Source organism: Streptomyces spororaveus (assembly GCF_016755875.1).
GTDB lineage: Bacteria > Actinomycetota > Actinomycetes > Streptomycetales > Streptomycetaceae > Streptomyces > Streptomyces spororaveus.
The window spans coordinates 5,258,597-5,274,131 of record NZ_BNED01000005.1; the positions used below are offsets into that span (position 1 = coordinate 5,258,597).

The 15,535-nt window shown below is 74.0% G+C and carries 13 protein-coding genes; 8 read left to right on the top strand and 5 right to left on the bottom strand.

What is annotated here, in order from left to right; all coding sequences use genetic code 11:
• Positions 1-113: 113 nt before the first annotated feature.
• Positions 114-863: a TIGR03089 family protein gene (locus Sspor_RS26160; RefSeq protein WP_202201308.1), complete on the bottom strand. Its 750-nt coding sequence runs from the start codon at positions 861-863 to the stop codon at positions 114-116.
• Between the two features lie 139 nt (positions 864-1,002).
• Here Sspor_RS26160 and Sspor_RS26165 point away from each other — a divergent pair, with 139 nt between their 5' ends.
• Both Sspor_RS26165 and Sspor_RS26170 read left to right on the top strand, forming a co-directional pair.
• Positions 1,003-2,388: a peptidoglycan recognition protein family protein gene (locus tag Sspor_RS26165; RefSeq protein ID WP_202201309.1), complete on the top strand. Its 1,386-nt coding sequence runs from the start codon at positions 1,003-1,005 to the stop codon at positions 2,386-2,388.
• A 139-nt stretch (positions 2,389-2,527) separates the two neighbouring features.
• The gene (locus Sspor_RS26170) at positions 2,528-3,526 is read left to right on the top strand and encodes a DNA-3-methyladenine glycosylase family protein (RefSeq protein ID WP_202201310.1); all 999 of its coding nucleotides are present in this window, start codon (positions 2,528-2,530) and stop codon (positions 3,524-3,526) included.
• A gap of 25 nt (positions 3,527-3,551) precedes the next feature.
• Here the strand turns inward: Sspor_RS26170 and Sspor_RS26175 are convergent, their stop codons facing one another.
• Genes Sspor_RS26175 through Sspor_RS26185 form a run of 3 tightly spaced genes read right to left on the bottom strand, consistent with a single transcriptional unit; the run spans position 3,552 to position 6,387 of the window.
• On the bottom strand, positions 3,552-4,850 hold the full coding sequence (locus tag Sspor_RS26175; protein ID WP_202201311.1) for a coenzyme F420-0:L-glutamate ligase: 1,299 nt from the start codon (positions 4,848-4,850) through the stop codon (positions 3,552-3,554).
• The gene (cofD, locus tag Sspor_RS26180) at positions 4,847-5,806 is read right to left on the bottom strand and encodes a 2-phospho-L-lactate transferase (RefSeq protein WP_202201312.1); all 960 of its coding nucleotides are present in this window, start codon (positions 5,804-5,806) and stop codon (positions 4,847-4,849) included. Before cofD ends, Sspor_RS26175 begins: the two co-directional genes overlap by 4 nt.
• A 41-nt stretch (positions 5,807-5,847) precedes the next feature.
• Positions 5,848-6,387, bottom strand: a complete 540-nt coding sequence (locus tag Sspor_RS26185) for a cysteine dioxygenase (protein ID WP_202201313.1) — start codon at positions 6,385-6,387, stop codon at positions 5,848-5,850.
• A gap of 630 nt (positions 6,388-7,017) precedes the next feature.
• Here Sspor_RS26185 and Sspor_RS26190 point away from each other — a divergent pair.
• From Sspor_RS26190 to Sspor_RS26200, 3 genes are all read left to right on the top strand, one after another.
• The gene (locus Sspor_RS26190; protein WP_003983763.1) at positions 7,018-7,281 is read left to right on the top strand and encodes a WhiB family transcriptional regulator; all 264 of its coding nucleotides are present in this window, start codon (positions 7,018-7,020) and stop codon (positions 7,279-7,281) included.
• 253 nt (positions 7,282-7,534) lie between these two features.
• A complete protein-coding gene (locus Sspor_RS26195; protein WP_202201314.1) occupies positions 7,535-11,188 on the top strand; it encodes a glycosyltransferase family 2 protein in 3,654 nt (1,217 codons plus the stop codon).
• Positions 11,185-12,669, top strand: coding sequence for a DUF5719 family protein (locus Sspor_RS26200; RefSeq protein ID WP_202201315.1), 1,485 nt, complete (start codon positions 11,185-11,187; stop codon positions 12,667-12,669). The genes Sspor_RS26195 and Sspor_RS26200 overlap by 4 nt, the downstream gene beginning before the upstream one ends.
• A 67-nt stretch (positions 12,670-12,736) precedes the next feature.
• On the opposite strand, the gene Sspor_RS26205 is transcribed toward Sspor_RS26200, so the two are convergent.
• On the bottom strand, positions 12,737-13,216 hold the full coding sequence (locus Sspor_RS26205) for a metallopeptidase family protein (protein WP_372499670.1): 480 nt from the start codon (positions 13,214-13,216) through the stop codon (positions 12,737-12,739).
• Positions 13,217-13,306: 90 nt separating this feature from the next.
• Between Sspor_RS26205 and Sspor_RS26210 the strand changes: the two genes are divergently transcribed.
• The 3 genes from Sspor_RS26210 to Sspor_RS26220 all read left to right on the top strand — a co-directional run bounded on the left by Sspor_RS26210 (position 13,307) and on the right by Sspor_RS26220 (position 15,447).
• Positions 13,307-13,681, top strand: a complete 375-nt coding sequence (locus Sspor_RS26210) for a DUF3499 domain-containing protein (RefSeq protein ID WP_202201317.1) — start codon at positions 13,307-13,309, stop codon at positions 13,679-13,681.
• Positions 13,682-13,760: 79 nt separating this feature from the next.
• Positions 13,761-15,131: a phosphomannomutase/phosphoglucomutase gene (locus tag Sspor_RS26215; RefSeq protein ID WP_202201318.1), complete on the top strand. Its 1,371-nt coding sequence runs from the start codon at positions 13,761-13,763 to the stop codon at positions 15,129-15,131.
• A 130-nt stretch (positions 15,132-15,261) separates the two neighbouring features.
• The gene (locus Sspor_RS26220) at positions 15,262-15,447 is read left to right on the top strand and encodes a Trm112 family protein (protein ID WP_030015246.1); all 186 of its coding nucleotides are present in this window, start codon (positions 15,262-15,264) and stop codon (positions 15,445-15,447) included.
• The last annotated feature ends 88 nt before the right edge of the window (positions 15,448-15,535 follow it).

Consider the following 15,535-nt stretch of genomic DNA (forward strand, 5'->3'; position numbering starts at 1 on the left):
CAGCCCGGGGGCGGGGGCCTGTCTAGGGCCGTCCGGGTGACAAATCGCCCGTACTCGCCTGTCACCAGTGTGGGGGACAGGCCTCAGGGCGGCGATCAGACGGTTCAGGCGGTTCAGACGGTGTGGGTGACGCGCTCGCTCTCGCTGCGCTGCGCCAGCCCGTCCGCCGGGAGCCGGTCCAGGTTCCGGCACAGCACCACGGACCCGCCCGCGGCCAGCGCGGCGTAGAGCCCGGCCGAGAGCCCGTCCCAGGTGTCGTAGCCGAGCCCGGTCAGCACCCGCGAGCCCTCGCCGAGCCCGAGCTTCGCCGCGTCCTCGCGGGCGCGGGCCACGAGCGCCGTGTACGTGAGCTCCTCGCCGCCCACGACCAGCGCCGGACCCTCGGGATCCACCGGAACGAAGGGCGCGAAGCGGTCGCCCTGCCCCGGCACCTCCACCGCGTAGTCGGCGAACCCGGCCGGCGGCTGCGGGAACCGGCCGCCCAGCGGCCGCAGCGCCAGCGCCACCCGCTCACCGCCGCACGCGAGGGCCTGCTCCAGGGTGTCCGGCCCGCTGACGACCAGATCCGCGGCGGCCGGGTCGCCGCCGACCTCGGCGACGACGCCGACGGAGGCGCAGGCGAGCAGCCACACCGCGCTCTGCCAGTGCGCCGGGAGCATCAGCGCGAGCCGGTCCCCGGGCTCGGCCCCCAGGTCGCCCTGGAGCAGATTGGCGGTCTTGGCCACCCAATTGGCGAAGGTCGCGACGGACAATTCGACGCGCTCGCCGGTGGCATCGTCGTAGAAGGTGACGAGCGGGCGGCCCGGATCGGCGGCGAGCGCGGATCGCAGCAGGTCGGCAGGGGTGCGGTCAGTGGCGTTCACCCGGCACAGCGTACGCGGGCCCGTCCCCCGTACGGGGGCCGTCGGCTCCACCGTACGGGGGAGCGGTGCGCACGGCGCGTCGGACGGAGCGTCAGTTCTCGGATGGCGCCCGGCGGTCGACGTGCTCACCATCCTTTTCATGCGTGGATTCCTTGCTTCCTCGATCGGCGTCGCGACGGCCGCCGTACTGGCCCTGCCCCTCGCGCTCCCCACCCCCGCCCTGGCCGAGACCGCCCCCGTAACCCCCGCCGGGTCCACCCAGTCGCTGCCGCTGGTCCCGCTCGGACCCCCGGCGACGCGGGCGCCCGGAGTCCCCGGAATGAGCGCCTCCCCGGGCCGCCCCGAGACGCAGGGCCTGACCGCACGCGAGGTCAAGACGTTCTCGCTGGTCGGCGTGGTCTGGGACGACGCGGCCACCGAACTGAACGGCCGGGTCCAGGTGCGCACCCGCTCCACCCGCACCGCCACCTGGTCGGACTGGCAGGACGTCGAGACCCACAACGGCGAGCACGCCGCCGACCCCGACGCAGCGGAACGCGGCTCCCGCCCGATCCGCGGCGCCACCGCCCCGCTGTGGGTGGGCGAGTCCGACGGAGTGGAGGTCCGCGTCCAGGCCGAGTCCGGCGCCCCGGCCACCCGCGCCCCCTCCCGGCTGCCCAGCGGCATGCGGATCGAGCTCGTCGACCCGGGCGCGGAAACCCCCGCCGGGGGGACCGACGGCAAGAACACCGGCCCGGACGGTGACGGCAAGGGCGAGGTGGTGCCCGCCATGTCGATGGCGACGGCGGAGTCCTCCGCCGCGAACGTCCCGCACGCCTCGCTCGGCGCCAACGAGATCACCGCGCTCGACAAGGCCGACTCCACCGCCGACGCGGTCTTCGCGAGCGACGGCGAGCTGTCCGCGGCGGCCGCCCCGTACATCGGCCCGCGCCCGCGGATCGTCACCCGCAAGGGCTGGGGCGCCGACGAGGGCCTGCGCGAGCCGGGCTTCGTCTACACGAGCACGGTCAAGGCGGCCTTCGTCCACCACAGCGCCTCCGGCAACAACTACGCCTGCAAGGACGCCCCCGCCGTCCTGCGCAGCCTGTACCGCTACCACGTGATCAGCAGCGGCTGGCGGGACTTCGGCTACAACTTCGCCGTCGACAAGTGCGGCACGGTCTACGAGGGCCGCGCGGGCGGCGTCTCCAAGCCGGTCCTCGGCGCGCACACCATGGGCTTCAACACCAACAGCATGGGCGTCGCGGTGCTGGGCACCTTCACCTCCTCGCCCCCGCCCGCGGTGGCGGTCGACGCCGTCGCCCGCCTCACGGCCTGGAAGCTCGGCCTGTTCGGCCGGGACCCGCGCGCGAAGACCACCCTGACGTCGGGCGGAGGCAACCTCTACCCCAAGGGCAGGGCCGTGTCGATGAACGTCATCTCCGGCCACCGCGACGGCTTCGCCACCCAATGCCCGGGCGCGAAGCTCTACGGCAAGCTGGGCGCCACCCGCAAGGCCTCGGCCAAGCTCCAGGGCCGCCCGTAGCCTCCTGCGGTCCGCCGGGCCCGTGGCGTGCGGCGCCGTCGTCGGGGCTGGGCCGAATCCAGCCCCGCCGGCGTTCGAGGAGCGGGGTCCGGGGCGGAGCCCCGGGGGAGACGCGGCCGGGCAGGGCTACGCTCGGGGCATGGCCGGCCGCTTCGATCCCCTCACCCGTGCCGCGGTCCGCGGCGGCCGCACCGACGTACCCACGGGCCGGGGCAGCACCGCCGGCTCCGGCGCCGAGGAGCGCCGCTGGACCCCCGGCGGCCCCGTCGACCTCGGGCTCACCCTCGGCCCGCTCCGCCGCGGCCCCGGCGACCCCACCTTCCGCACCACCCCCGACGGCTCCGTCTGGCGTACCGCCCACACCCCGCAGGGCCCGGCCACCCTCCGCGTGTCCCGCGCGGGCGAGCAGGTGCACGCCGAGGCCTGGGGCCCCGGCGCCGGCTGGTTCCTCGAACAGCTGCCCATGCTCCTCGGCGCGGGTGACGATCCTGCCGCCTTCGTGCCCCGCCACCGCCTCGTGCACGCCAGCCACCGCCGGCGTCCCGGCCTGCGCCTCACCCGCACCGGCCTGGTCCTCGAATCCCTGATCCCCACGATCCTGGAGCAGAAGGTCACCGCCGACGAGGCCTACCGGGCCTGGCGCCGCCTGGTCCGGCAGTACGGCGAGCCGGCCCCCGGCCCGGCCGGCCCGGAGCTGTACGTCATGCCCGCGCCGCGCACCTGGGCCATGATCCCGTCCTGGGACTGGCACAAGGCCGGGGTCGACGCCAAGCGCTCCGCCACGATCGTGCGCGCCGCCCGCGTGGCGAACCGCCTGGAGGAGGCGGCCGCGATGGACCTGCCCGAGGCCGTACGAAGGCTGGAGGCCGTCCCCGGCATCGGCCCGTGGACCTCCGCCGAGACCCTCCAGCGCAGCAACGGCGACCCCGACGCGATCACCACCGGCGACCTCCACCTGCCCGGCATCGTCGGCTACGCCCTCGCGGGCGACCGCGACGCCGACGACGCCGCCATGCTGGAGCTCCTCGCCCCGTACGCCGGCCAGCGCCACCGCGCGGCCCGCCTCATCCTCCTGGCGGGCCGCACCCCGCCCCGCCGCGCGCCCCGGATGCCGCGCGGCGACATCGGCCGCCTCTGAGCCGTGAGACACGGCCCGGGTCGCCTCAGCGGACCTCGATGAACTCCGCCGCGGACCGCCCCGGCCGCTCCGCCGGAGCCGCCGCCGGATGCCCCACCGCCACCGTTCCCATCGGGTCCCAGTCCTGCGGCAGCTCCAGCACCTCCCGCACCACGTCCCGGCAGAACATCGTCGAGGACACCCACGCCGACCCCAGCCGCTCCCCGGCCAGCGCGACCAGCAGGTTCTGCACGCCCGCACCCATCGCGACCACGAACATCTCCCGCTCCGCCGTGTCCCGGCGGGCGTGCCCGTAGTGGTGCGCGCCGTCCGTCACCAGACACGGCACCACCAGGTAGGGGGCGGCCCGCAGCACGTCCCCGCGCCGCACCCGCTTCGCGACGGACTCCTCGGACTTGCCGTCCGCCCGCAGGTCCGCGATCCACGCGTCCCGCATCGCGTCCAGCAGCCGCACCCGTGAGGCCTCGGACTCCAGCAGCACGAACCGCCACGGCGTCGTGTGGTGCGGGGCCGGGGCCGTCACGGCCGCCGCCACCGCCCGCCGGACCGCTCCCGGGTCCACCGGCTCCGGCGTGAAGGCCCGCACCGTACGGCGCTGCGTCACGGCCTCCCGTACCGCCTCCGAGGTGCCCAGCCGGAACATGTCGTCGGCCGACGGGCGCACCAGGTCCCGGGCGGTGGAACCCTCGCCCAGCAGGTGGGCCAGCCCGCGCACGACGGCCACCGGCAGCCCGGCGGCCTTCCCCTTGACCAGGTCACCGGCGGCGGCCAGCTCGTCCGCGGTCGCCACCACCGTCGCGCTCAGCGGATTGCCGTGCGCGTCCGTGCCGCCGCGCAGGTCGTCCAGGACCCGTACGCCGGCCGAGCCGATCGCCACGTCCGTCAGTCCGGTGCGCCACGGCCGCCCGAAGGTGTCCGTCACGACCACGCCCACGTCCACGGACAGGGTGTCGCGCACCCCGGCGCGGATCGCGGCGGCGGAGCCGTCCGGGTCCTCGGGCAGCAGCAGCACCGTGCCGGGGGCGGTGTTGGAGGCGTCCACGCCGGCCGCGGCCATCACCAGGCCCTGCCGGTTCTCGACGATCCGCAGCGGACCCCGGCGCGCGACCACCCGTACGGTCTCCGCGTCGATCGCGGCCTCGCGCGAGTCGGCCTCCACGATCCGGCCCTCAGCCTTGGAGACGATCTTCGAGGTGACCAGCAGGACGTCTCCGTCGCGCAGGTCGGGGGCGGCCGCCGTGATCAGCTTCGCCAGGTCGTCGCCCGGCCTGACCTCGGGGATCCCGTCGACGGCCCGCACCTCGTACGCGGGCACCGGCGTCACCGGGAGGCCTCCGCCAGTTCCAGCGCGGCGCGGGCCATCTCCGCGGTCGCCTCCACGTCGGTCATCATCAGCGGCACCGCGCGGCAGGTGATCCCGGCGGCCTCGACCTCCGCGACGGCGTCCGCGTCGGAGGTGTCCACGAGCCAGCCGTCCAGCAGCCCGGTCCCGTAGTGCAGGGCGACAGCGGCGGCGGTGGACTCGACGCCCACCGCGGCCAGCACCTTGTCGGCCATCCCGCGCACGGGCGCGCCCCCGACGATGGGGGACAGGCCCACGACGGGCGCCCCGGCGGAGGCCACGGCGTCCCGGATGCCGGGAACGGCGAGGATCGTGCCGACCGAGACCACGGGGTTGGACGGCGGGAAGATGATCACGTCGGCGGCGGCGATGGCCTCCAGCACGCCGGGGGCGGGCTTGGCCTGCTCGGCGCCCACGGGGACGACCGCCTCCGCGTCCACCGAGGCGCGCAGCCGGACCCAGTACTCCTGGAAGTGGACGACGCGGCGCTCACCGGTGCCCGCCTCGGTGATCGCGACGTGGGTCTCGACCCGGTCGTCGGACATGGGCAGCAGCCGTACGCCGGGCTGCCAGCGGTCGCAGAGGGCCTCGGTGACGGCGCTCAGCGGATAGCCCGCGCCGAGCATCTGCGTACGCACGATGTGGGTGGCGAAGTCGCGGTCGCCGAGGCCGAACCAGGTGGGCCCGACCCCGTACGCGGCGAGTTCCTCCTTGACGGTGAAGGACTCGTCGGTGCGGCCCCAGCCCTGGTCCTCGTTGATGCCACCGCCGAGGGTGTACATCACCGTGTCCAGGTCGGGGCAGACCTTGAGCCCGAAGAGGTGAATGTCGTCACCGGTGTTGCCGATGACCGTGATGTCCGCGTCGGGCACGGCCGACTTGAGTCCGGACAGGAACCGGGCGCCGCCTATACCGCCGGCCAGAACAACAATGCGCATGCGGACAGTCTGTCAGCCGCACCGCCGCCGGGGGGCGGAGGTCAGGCGGGGACGGACGCGGATTCGGCCGGGGAGCAGCTGTGCATCGGCATCTCGGTCAGGCCCGGGAAGTAGACGTGCAGGCTGACCGCGCCGTCGAGGGTGTCGTTGACGACCTCGTGGGCGTAGCCGGGGGCGAGGACGCGCTGGGTGCCGGGGCGGTGGGTGTTGCGGCCGCGGGGGGTGTGCTCGGTGAGCTCGCCCTCCAGGACGGTCATGACGCCGGAGGAGGCGCCGTGGTCGTGGAGGCCGCTGCCCTGGCCGGGGACCCAGCTGAGCAGCCACACCTCGTACCCGGGGCCGGTGCGCAGCCGGTGGTACCAGCGGGTGGTGGCGTCGTACCGGACGAGGTGTTCCCAGGAGGCGCGGTCCTCGGCGATGGAACGGGCGAGCCCGGCGAACTCGGCGACGGTGGCCGGGTGTTCACGGGCGGGCTGGAGGAGGTGCTGGACGGCGAGGATGTCGCCGGCGATCTGGAGGTCGCTCTCGACCGTGGCGGGAGCGACGGGAGCGGCAGGGGTGGCGCTGTTCGTGCTGTTCATCGTGGGGGTTACCTCGACGGATGTCAGTCGTGCTGGCGGTTGCTGCGGGGGCGGGCCGGAGCTCTGGGGAGCCGGGGCTCCGCAGGCATCAACAGCTGCAACAGCAACAGCGAACCTGGGCAGCGCACAGGAACCCACGAATGGGGGTCCGGGTGGTGGCTGCGGGCGCTGACATGGGAACAAGGAGAACGGCTCGGAGGTCGGACTGTCAACCCAATGTCCGGTTTGGTGTAAAAGTTTCACCTCATCCGGTTACCGTGCACGGAGAAAGGTTTGTGCAGTGTGCGGCAGGGGATGTGGCGCTGTGTCGGCGCTCAAACCCGATCCCGACTTCCGTGACCTGAATGTGATCTGCGCCGCTTCTCCGGCCGGACCGCAACCCCACCCGGAGGTGGCACGTGGAATACGGGTAAAGGCGGGCATCCCGTGATGCCGGTGGCATGTGTCACGATTTTTGGCGATATGAACACTTTCTGCATACGCTTGGTTCCGCAGAGTGAATAAGGGGCCCAATAGCAGATCTCGGCTTGACTGCCCCGGAGCCACGCACTTGTAATTTCACTCGTGTCGTTACGTAGCAATCAGTGACGACATCGTCACGGGGACGCACAGACAGAGCGAGGGGCGCACATGACCGAGCTGTTTCAGGAACTGCTGGTCGAGGAGGCGGACGAAGAGCTCGGGTGGCAGGAGCGCGCTCTGTGCGCCCAGACCGACCCCGAGTCCTTCTTTCCCGAGAAGGGCGGCTCCACCCGAGAGGCCAAGAAGGTCTGCCTCGCCTGCGAGGTCCGCTCCGAATGCCTTGAGTACGCCCTCGCCAACGACGAGCGATTCGGCATCTGGGGCGGTCTGTCCGAGCGGGAACGCCGCCGCCTGAAAAAGGCAGCGGTCTGAAACGGCCCGGCCGCGCGCCGCACGGCATAGCGAACGCACGACACAGCACACGACGGAACGCACTTCGGCGCATGACGGACAGCGCGCCGGACGGGACGACGAGCGCGACACACGGCACGGCACACGGTCCGCCTCCTGCACCTTCCCCGCAGGAGGCGGACCGCTGTCGTGGCAGCCGTTAGGGTGGGGCGCTGTCCAGCAGCCTCCGAGGGCACACCACCCCCGGACCCCCGGCCGGAGGGCCCGTACCGCGATGTCCCTGCACAGTCAGTCGACGGCCTCCTACCAGGCCCCGGCCACACCCGAGTTCCCCCGGCACGTCGTCACCGCGGTCCTCGTCGCCCATGACGGCGCCCGCTGGCTGCCCCGGACGCTCGCGGGCCTCCTGGGCCAGGAACGCCCCGCGCAGAACCACATCGCCGCCGACACCGGCAGCGCCGACGACTCCGCGCGCCTGCTCACCGAAGCCTTCGGCGACGACCACGTCCTGCACCTCGCCCGACGCACCGGCTTCGGCACCGCGGTCGACGAGTCCGCCCGCAGCGCGGGCACCCTGAGCCCCGAGGACCTCCCGTACCTCCAGCGCCCCAGCGGCTGGGACCCCGTCAGCCGCACCTGGCGCGACGACGCGTACGACCTCCCCGAGCTCCCTCACGGCGAACCCGTCCAGTGGCTCTGGCTCCTGCACGACGACAGCGCCCCCGAACCCGACGCCCTCACCGAACTGCTCCGCGTCGCCGAGGACAACCCCGACGCCGGTGTCATCGGCCCCAAACTGCGCGGCTGGTACGACAAGAAGCAGCTCCTCGAAGCCGGCGTCACCATCGCCCGCAGCGGCCGCCGCTGGACCGGACTCGACCGCCGCGAACAGGACCAGGGCCAGCACGACCAGGTCCGCCCCGTCCTGTCCGTCTCCACCGCCGGCATGCTGGTCCGCCGCGACGTCTACGACGAGCTCGGCGGCTTCGACCGGCGCCTGCCCCTGATGCGCGACGACGTCGACCTGTGCTGGCGCGCCCAGAGCGCCGGCCACACCGTCCTCGTCGCCCCCGACGCCGTCCTGCGGCACGCCGAGGCCTCCGCCCGCGAACGCCGCACCGTCGACTGCGCCGGACGCACCGCGGCCGGCCCGCACCGCGTCGACAAGGCCGGCGCCGTCTACACGATCCTCGCCAACAGCTCCGGCCGCGCCCTGCCCTACGTCCTGCTGCGCGTCCTGCTCGGAACCGTGCTGCGCACCCTCGCCTACCTCATCGGCAAGGCCCCCGGCCAGGCCGTCGACGAGCTCACCGGCCTGCTCGCCACCCTGCTCCGCCCCGGCCGGCTCCTCGCCGCCCGCAAGGCCCGCCGCCGCCCCGCCGTCCCCGCCGCCGAACTGCGCCCGCTCTTCCCCCCGCCGGGAGCCTCCCTGCGGGCCAACGCGGAACAGCTCGCCGGCTACTTCGGCGGCGACCGCGACACCGCCTCCGCCCCCGCGGGCCGGCACGGCGGAGGCAGCGTCCTCGACGCCCCCGGCGAGGACGGCGACTACCTGGTGGAGGCCGAGCGCTTCGCCCGCCTCAAGCGGCTCGCCCGCAACCCCGCGCCCGTCCTCCTCGCCCTCCTGGCCCTCGTCTCCCTCGCCGCCTGCCGCGGCCTCATCGGCGGCGGCTCCCTCATGGGCGGCGCCCTGCTGCCCGCCCCCGGCAGCGGCTCCGACCTCTGGGCCGCCTACACCGACGGCTGGCACGCCGTCGGCACCGGCTCCACCGTCTCCGCACCGCCCTACCTGGCCGTCCTCGGCACCCTCGCCACCCTGCTGTTCGGCTCCACCCAGGCGGCCCTGACCCTGCTGCTCGCCGGATCCGTCCCGCTCGCCGGCCTCACCGCCTACTTCGCCTCCCGGCCGCTCGTCGAATCCCGGCTGCTGCGCGCCTGGGCGGCCATCGCCTACGCCTTCCTCCCCGCCGTGACCGGAGCCCTCGCCGGCGGCCGCCTCGGCACCGCGGTCCTCGCCGTCGTACTGCCCCTCCTCGCCCGCGCCGCCGTCGCCGCCTTCGACCTCGCCGACGGCGCGGAAGCCACCGACCGGCGGGGCGGCCGGCGCGCGGTGTGGACGTACACGCTGCTGCTCACCCTCACCACCGCCTTCACCCCCGTCGTGTGGCCGCTGGCCGCCGTCCTCGGGACCGGCGCACTGGTGCTGCGCCGAGCGCACTGGAAGGCGTACGGCCTGCGACTGCTCGCCACCCTCGCCGTCCCCCTCGTCGTACTCGCCCCCTGGTCGCTGGGCCTGCTCACGCACCCCGGCCGCCTCCTGCACGAGGCCGGACTGCCCTACGGGACCGGCTCCGCCGACGCCCTCGGCCTGCTCGCCCTGAGCCCCGGCGGCCCCGGCACCGGCCCCGGAGCGGTGCTCGCCGGCATCGTCCTCGCCGCCCTGGCCGCCCTGCTGCGCACCGACCGCGCCTTCGCCGTCCGCACCGCCTGGGCCGCCGCCCTCGCCGGGCTGCTCCTCGCCGTCGTCCTCAACCGCACCGCCTGGGCCGGCCCCGCCACCCTCGTCTACGGGCTCGCCCTGCTCGCGGCCGCCGCCCTCGGCGCCGACGGTGCCAAGGAACGCGTCGCCGCCCGCAGCTTCGGCTGGCGCCAGCCGCTGGCCGCCCTCATCGCCCTGGCCGCCGCCGCGGGACCGCTGGTCGCCGGCCTCACCTGGATGCTCGCCGGCGCCGACGGCCCGCTGCAGCGACGTGACCCCGTACAGGTCCCGGCCTTCGTCGCGGACGCGGGCGGCGACGACAACCAGACCCGCACCCTGGTCCTCGACCTGGACCCGCCCGCCTCCGTCTCCTACAGCCTCGTCCGCGGCTCCGGCGGGCGCATCGGCGACGCGGACGTCGCCGCCCGCACCGGCGGCGACGCCCGCCTCGACAAGGTCGTCTCCAACCTCGTCGCCGGCTCCGGCGCCGACCAGTCCAGCCAGCTCAGCGCCTACGCCATCCGCTTCGTGATGTTCCGCCCCGGCGGCCCCGAGGACATCCGCCGCGTCCTCGACGCCACCCCGGGCCTCAGCCGCCGCCACCAGCAGGACGGCACCGCCCTGTGGGGCGTCGAACCGTGGCTGCCCCGCGCGGTCATCGTCTCCGGCAAGCAGGGCGAGGCCCCGATCCCGGTCGCCGCCGGACCCGTAGAGGCCCACAGCAAGATCCCCGCCGGTGACGCGGGCCGCGTCCTGCGCATCGCCGACCGGGCCGACGCGGGCTGGCGGGCCACCCTCGACGGCAAGCCCCTCAAGCCCAAGACCGTCGACGGCTGGGCGCAGGGCTTCGAACTGCCCGCCGACGGCGGCCGCCTCGACCTCGTCCACGAGGACTCCCTGCTGCAGACCGCCTGGTACTGGACCCAGGGCCTGCTCGCCCTGGTCCTGCTGGTGATGGCCCTGCCCGGCCGCCGCGCGGAGCTCGACGACGACCTGCCGGAGGAGGAGGCCGCGCTCCCGTCCCAGCCCGGCCCGGGCGAGGCCGGCGAGGGCCGCCGCGCCCGCAGGCTGCGCGCCGAGGCCGAACCGGCCCCCGTACCGGTGGAGACCGCCGCGGCCGCCGACCCGTACGCGCAGATCCCGGCACAGCCGGTGTACGGCGACGACAGCTACGCGTACCAGGCGTACGGCGACCAGGGCGGCTACGCCTACGAGCCGCAGCAGCAGGCCCCGTACGAGCCGTACCCGCAGTACGACCAGCAGGGCGGTCAGCGGGGTCAGAACGGGCAGGCGTACGAGGACCCGTACCCGCAGCAGCCGCAGCACCAGCCGGTCCAGGACCCGGACCAGCAGCAGTACCCCTACCCGTACGAGCCGTACCAGCCGTACGACCCCCACCACCCCCACGCACCGCACGACCCGCGTCCGGACGGGAGCTCCCAGCAGTGAAGCAGCGCGCACCCCTGACGCTCGCGGCGGTGACCGCGGCCCTGGCCGCCATCACCGGCGTCGCCGCCCTCACCGCGCCCGCCGCCGACGGCAAGTCGGCCGACGGCAAGTCGGCGGCCGCCGCCCGGATGCCGGTGGAGCGGTCCCTGCTGGTGTGCCCGGGACCCAGCTCCTCGGACATCGCCGAGACCACGTACACGGCCTTCACCCCCGGCGCCCCGGCCGGCGAGGGCAAGGGCTCGGCCCGGCTGCTCGGCGCCACCAAGGACGCCAAGCCGGTGCTGGAGGCCAAGGAGCCGGGCAAGCCCGTCGGGGCCACCGCCGCGGGCGCCGACGCACCCGCCCTCACCGGCAGCGCCGAGGGCGCCCTCGCCCCCGGCTGGACCGCGCAGCTGACCACCAAGGTCTCGGTCGGCCGGGCCCGCGGCGTCCTCGGCGTCGGCTGCACCGCACCCGGCACCGACTTCTGGTTCCCCGCGGTCAGCACGGCCAAGGGGCGCGAGGACTACGTCCACCTCACCAACCCCGACGACGCCGCGGCCATCGTCGACATCAAGATCTTCGGCCCGGACGGTCCGGCCAAGCCCGACGCCGGCACCAGCGAGAGCATCCGGGTCGACCCCAAGTCCACCAAGGCCGTGCTGCTGTCCTCCCTCGTCCCGGGCGCCCAGCTCGCGGACGCCACCGCCCACGTGACCACGCGCGCGGGCCGGGTCGGCGCGTCGGTCCAGGTCGGCGAGGAGGGGGTGGGAGCCGACTGGCTGCCGGCCGCCGCCGACCCGGCGGGCTCGCTCGTCCTGCCGGGCATCCCGGCGGACGCCACCTCCGTACGGCTCGTCGCCTTCGTACCGGGTGAGGAGGACGCGGACCTCAAGGTGCGCCTGGCCGGACCGGGCGGCTCGATCAGCCCGGCGGGCAGCGAGCAGCTGCACGTCAAGGCCGGTATGACGGCGTCCGTGGACCTCAAGGACCTGACCCGCGGGGAGGCCGGCTCGCTGCTGCTGGCCCCGTCCGACGCCAAGAAGTCCGCCCCGGTCGTCGCCGCCCTGCGGGTGGTCCGCGGCAGCGGCGCCAAGCAGGAGATCGGCTTCATCCCCGCCACCAGGCCGGTCGGCGCACGGGCGACGGTGGCCGACAACCGGCCCGAGGAGAACACCACCCTGCTGGCCCTGACGGCCCCGGCCGCCGACGCGAAGGTCAAGGTGACCGCCTCGCCGGGCACCGGCGGCGGCGAGGCCGCCTCCCAGGAGGTCACGGTCAAGGCGGGCACCACGCAGATGGTGTCCCTGGCCCCGGCGGGCGGCAAGGGCTCCTACGCCCTCACCGTCGAGACCCTCTCGGGCGGCCCGGTCCACGCGGCCCGCACCCTGTCCCTCCCGCACGAGGGAATCGCGATGTTCACCGTCCAGGGACTCTCGGACGACCATTCCACGGTCTCCGTCCCGAAGGCCGCCCAGGACCTCTCGGTCCTGACCGGATGACACCCGGATGAAGCGGCGCCCCCGGTACGCGACAGCGGGACGGGCTCTGGGCCCCGGCCCGGGCCGTCTAGTTCTCGCCGTACCGGGGGTCCACCGTCTCCGGTGAGAGACCCAGCAGCTCGGCCACCTGCTCCACGACGATCTCGTGGACCAGCATCGCCTTCTCGTCCCGCGTCTTGGTACGGATCTCCACCGGTCGGCGGAAGACCACGATCCGGGCGGGCCGCCCCTCGCGCGACTCGGCCACCGCACCCAGCGGCACCGCCTCGTCGTTCCAGCCGCCGTCCGGACCGCCCGGCGGCCCCGGCACGTCACCGATCAGGAACTCGACCTCGGCCAGCTGCGGCCAGCGCCGCTCCAGCCGCTCCACGGAATCCCGTACGAGATCCCCGAACAGCTCCGACCGGCTGGCCGCCAGCGGTACCTGAGGGGGTGCCAGCGGACCGCGCATCCCGCGCCCGTGCCGGTCCCGCCGACGTGGGCGCGGCTCGGTCCGGGACCCTGCGGGGGGCTCGGCGGGGCAGGGAGGAAGAGGGGTGTCCGTCACTCCCGCAGGGTAGCTCCGAGCACGACACGGGGGAGTGAGCGGCGGTGGAGTCGTCGCGGCCCGGTCAAGAGTGCGGTACCGTCCAACGTCGTGAGCCTTGTACGTCGCTGTTCGCGCACTGCGTGCGGCCGCCCTGCCGTCGCGACACTGACGTACGTCTACGCCGATTCGACCGCAGTTCTCGGCCCGCTCGCCACCTACGCCGAACCCCACTGCTACGACCTGTGCGCCGAGCACTCGGAGCGCCTGACCGCCCCACGGGGCTGGGACGTCGTGCGCCTGTCCGACGGCTCCGGGCCGTCCCGCCCCAGCGGCGACGACCTCGAAGCCCTCGCCAACGCCGTCCGCGAAGCCGCCCGCCCGCCCGGGCGCACGGCCGAGGCCGGCCGGGCCGGCCAGGGCGGCCCGTCCACCGGCGAGACCCGTCGTGGACACCTGCGCGTCCTGAGATCGCCCGATTCCTGACGCTCCGATGGCCTGAAGAGCCACTCCTGGTTCAGGGTAGGTTTTGCTGAACCGCACAGGACCTTCAGGAGGGCAGGCAGTGGCCGCAGATCTTTCGAACATCGTCAAGGCGTACGACGTGCGTGGTGTCGTGCCGGACGAGTGGGACGAGTCCCTGGCCGAGCTGTTCGGTGCGGCGTTCGTGGAGGTCGTTCCCGCCGCGGCGATCGTGATCGGTCATGACATGCGGCCTTCGTCGCCGGGTCTGTCGGCTGCGTTCGCGCGGGGTGCGGCGGCGCGTGGTGTGGACGTGACGCTGATCGGGCTGTGCTCGACGGATCAGCTGTACTACGCGTCGGGTTCGCTGGGTCTGCCGGGTGCGATGTTCACGGCGTCGCACAATCCGGCGCAGTACAACGGCATCAAGCTGTGTCGTGCGGGTGCTGCTCCGGTGGGTCAGGACACGGGTCTGTCGCAGATCCGTGAGCTGGTCGAGACGTGGTCGGACGAGGGTGCTCCGGCCGTTCCGGCGGGCACGGTGGCGGGTTCGGTCACGGAGCTGGACTCCCTGCCCGGCTATGCCGCGCACCTGAAGGGTCTGGTGGACGTGGCGTCGATCCGTCCGCTGAAGGTGGTGGTGGACGCGGGCAACGGCATGGGCGGTCACACGGTCCCGACGGTGTTCGAGGGTCTGCCGCTGGACGTGGTTCCGATGTATTTCGAGCTGGACGGGACGTTCCCGAACCACGAGGCGAATCCGCTGGATCCGAAGAACGTGGTGGATCTGCAGGCGCGGGTGCTGGCGGAGGGTGCGGATCTGGGTATCGCGTTCGACGGTGACGCGGACCGCTGCTTCATCGTGGACGAGCGGGGTGTGGGTGTTTCGCCGTCGGCGATCACGGCGTTGGTCGCGGCGCGTGAGCTGGGCCGTCATGGCGGGTCGGGCACGGTGATCCACAATCTGATCACGTCGTGGTCGGTGCCGGAGGTCGTGCGTGAGAACGGCGGGACGCCGGTGCGTACCCGGGTGGGTCATTCCTTCATCAAGGAGGAGATGGCGAAGACGGGTGCGATCTTCGGTGGTGAGCACTCGGCGCACTATTACTTCAAGGATTTCTGGAACGCGGACACGGGCATGCTGGCGGCGCTGCACGTGCTGGCGGCGCTGGGTGGTCAGGAGGGTCCGTTGTCGGCGCTGGTGGCCTCCTATGACCGGTATGCGGGTTCGGGGGAGATCAACTCGACGGTCGCGGACCAGGCCGGGCGTCTGGCGGCGGTGAGCGAGACCTACGGCGGCGCGGAGGGTGTCACGCTGGACGAGCTCGACGGCCTGACCGTGACCGCTGAGGACTGGTGGTTCAACGTCCGTGCCTCGAACACCGAGCCGTTGCTGCGTTTGAACGTGGAGGCTCGTGACGAGGCCACCCTGGCCAAGGTCCGCGACGAGGTCCTGGCCCTCATCCGCGCCTGACGCGCTCCCGCGCCGGGTCCCGGGGCGCAGCCCCGGGACCCGCCCGAACCCCGCCCCACGACACCGCGCCGCCACGGACTCGGCGGTACGCTGACCTCGCCCCACCCACATGCCCGAAGGGAATCGCCCCATGCCGCTCGAAGCCGGCCTCCTGCAGATCCTCGCCTGCCCCGCCTGCCACTCGCCCCTTGAGGACAAGTCGGCCGACGAGACGGCGCCCGAGCTGATCTGCACCGGTCAGGACTGCGGCCTCGCGTACCCGGTCCGGGACGGGATCCCCGTGCTCCTCGTGGACGAGGCCCGCCGCCCCGCCTGACCCCTGCCGCGCCCGAGAAGCACGGGCAGACGCAGACGCTGAGACCGATTCCGCCACCCTGGATCCGTCAACACCGCCGGAGGCCGCC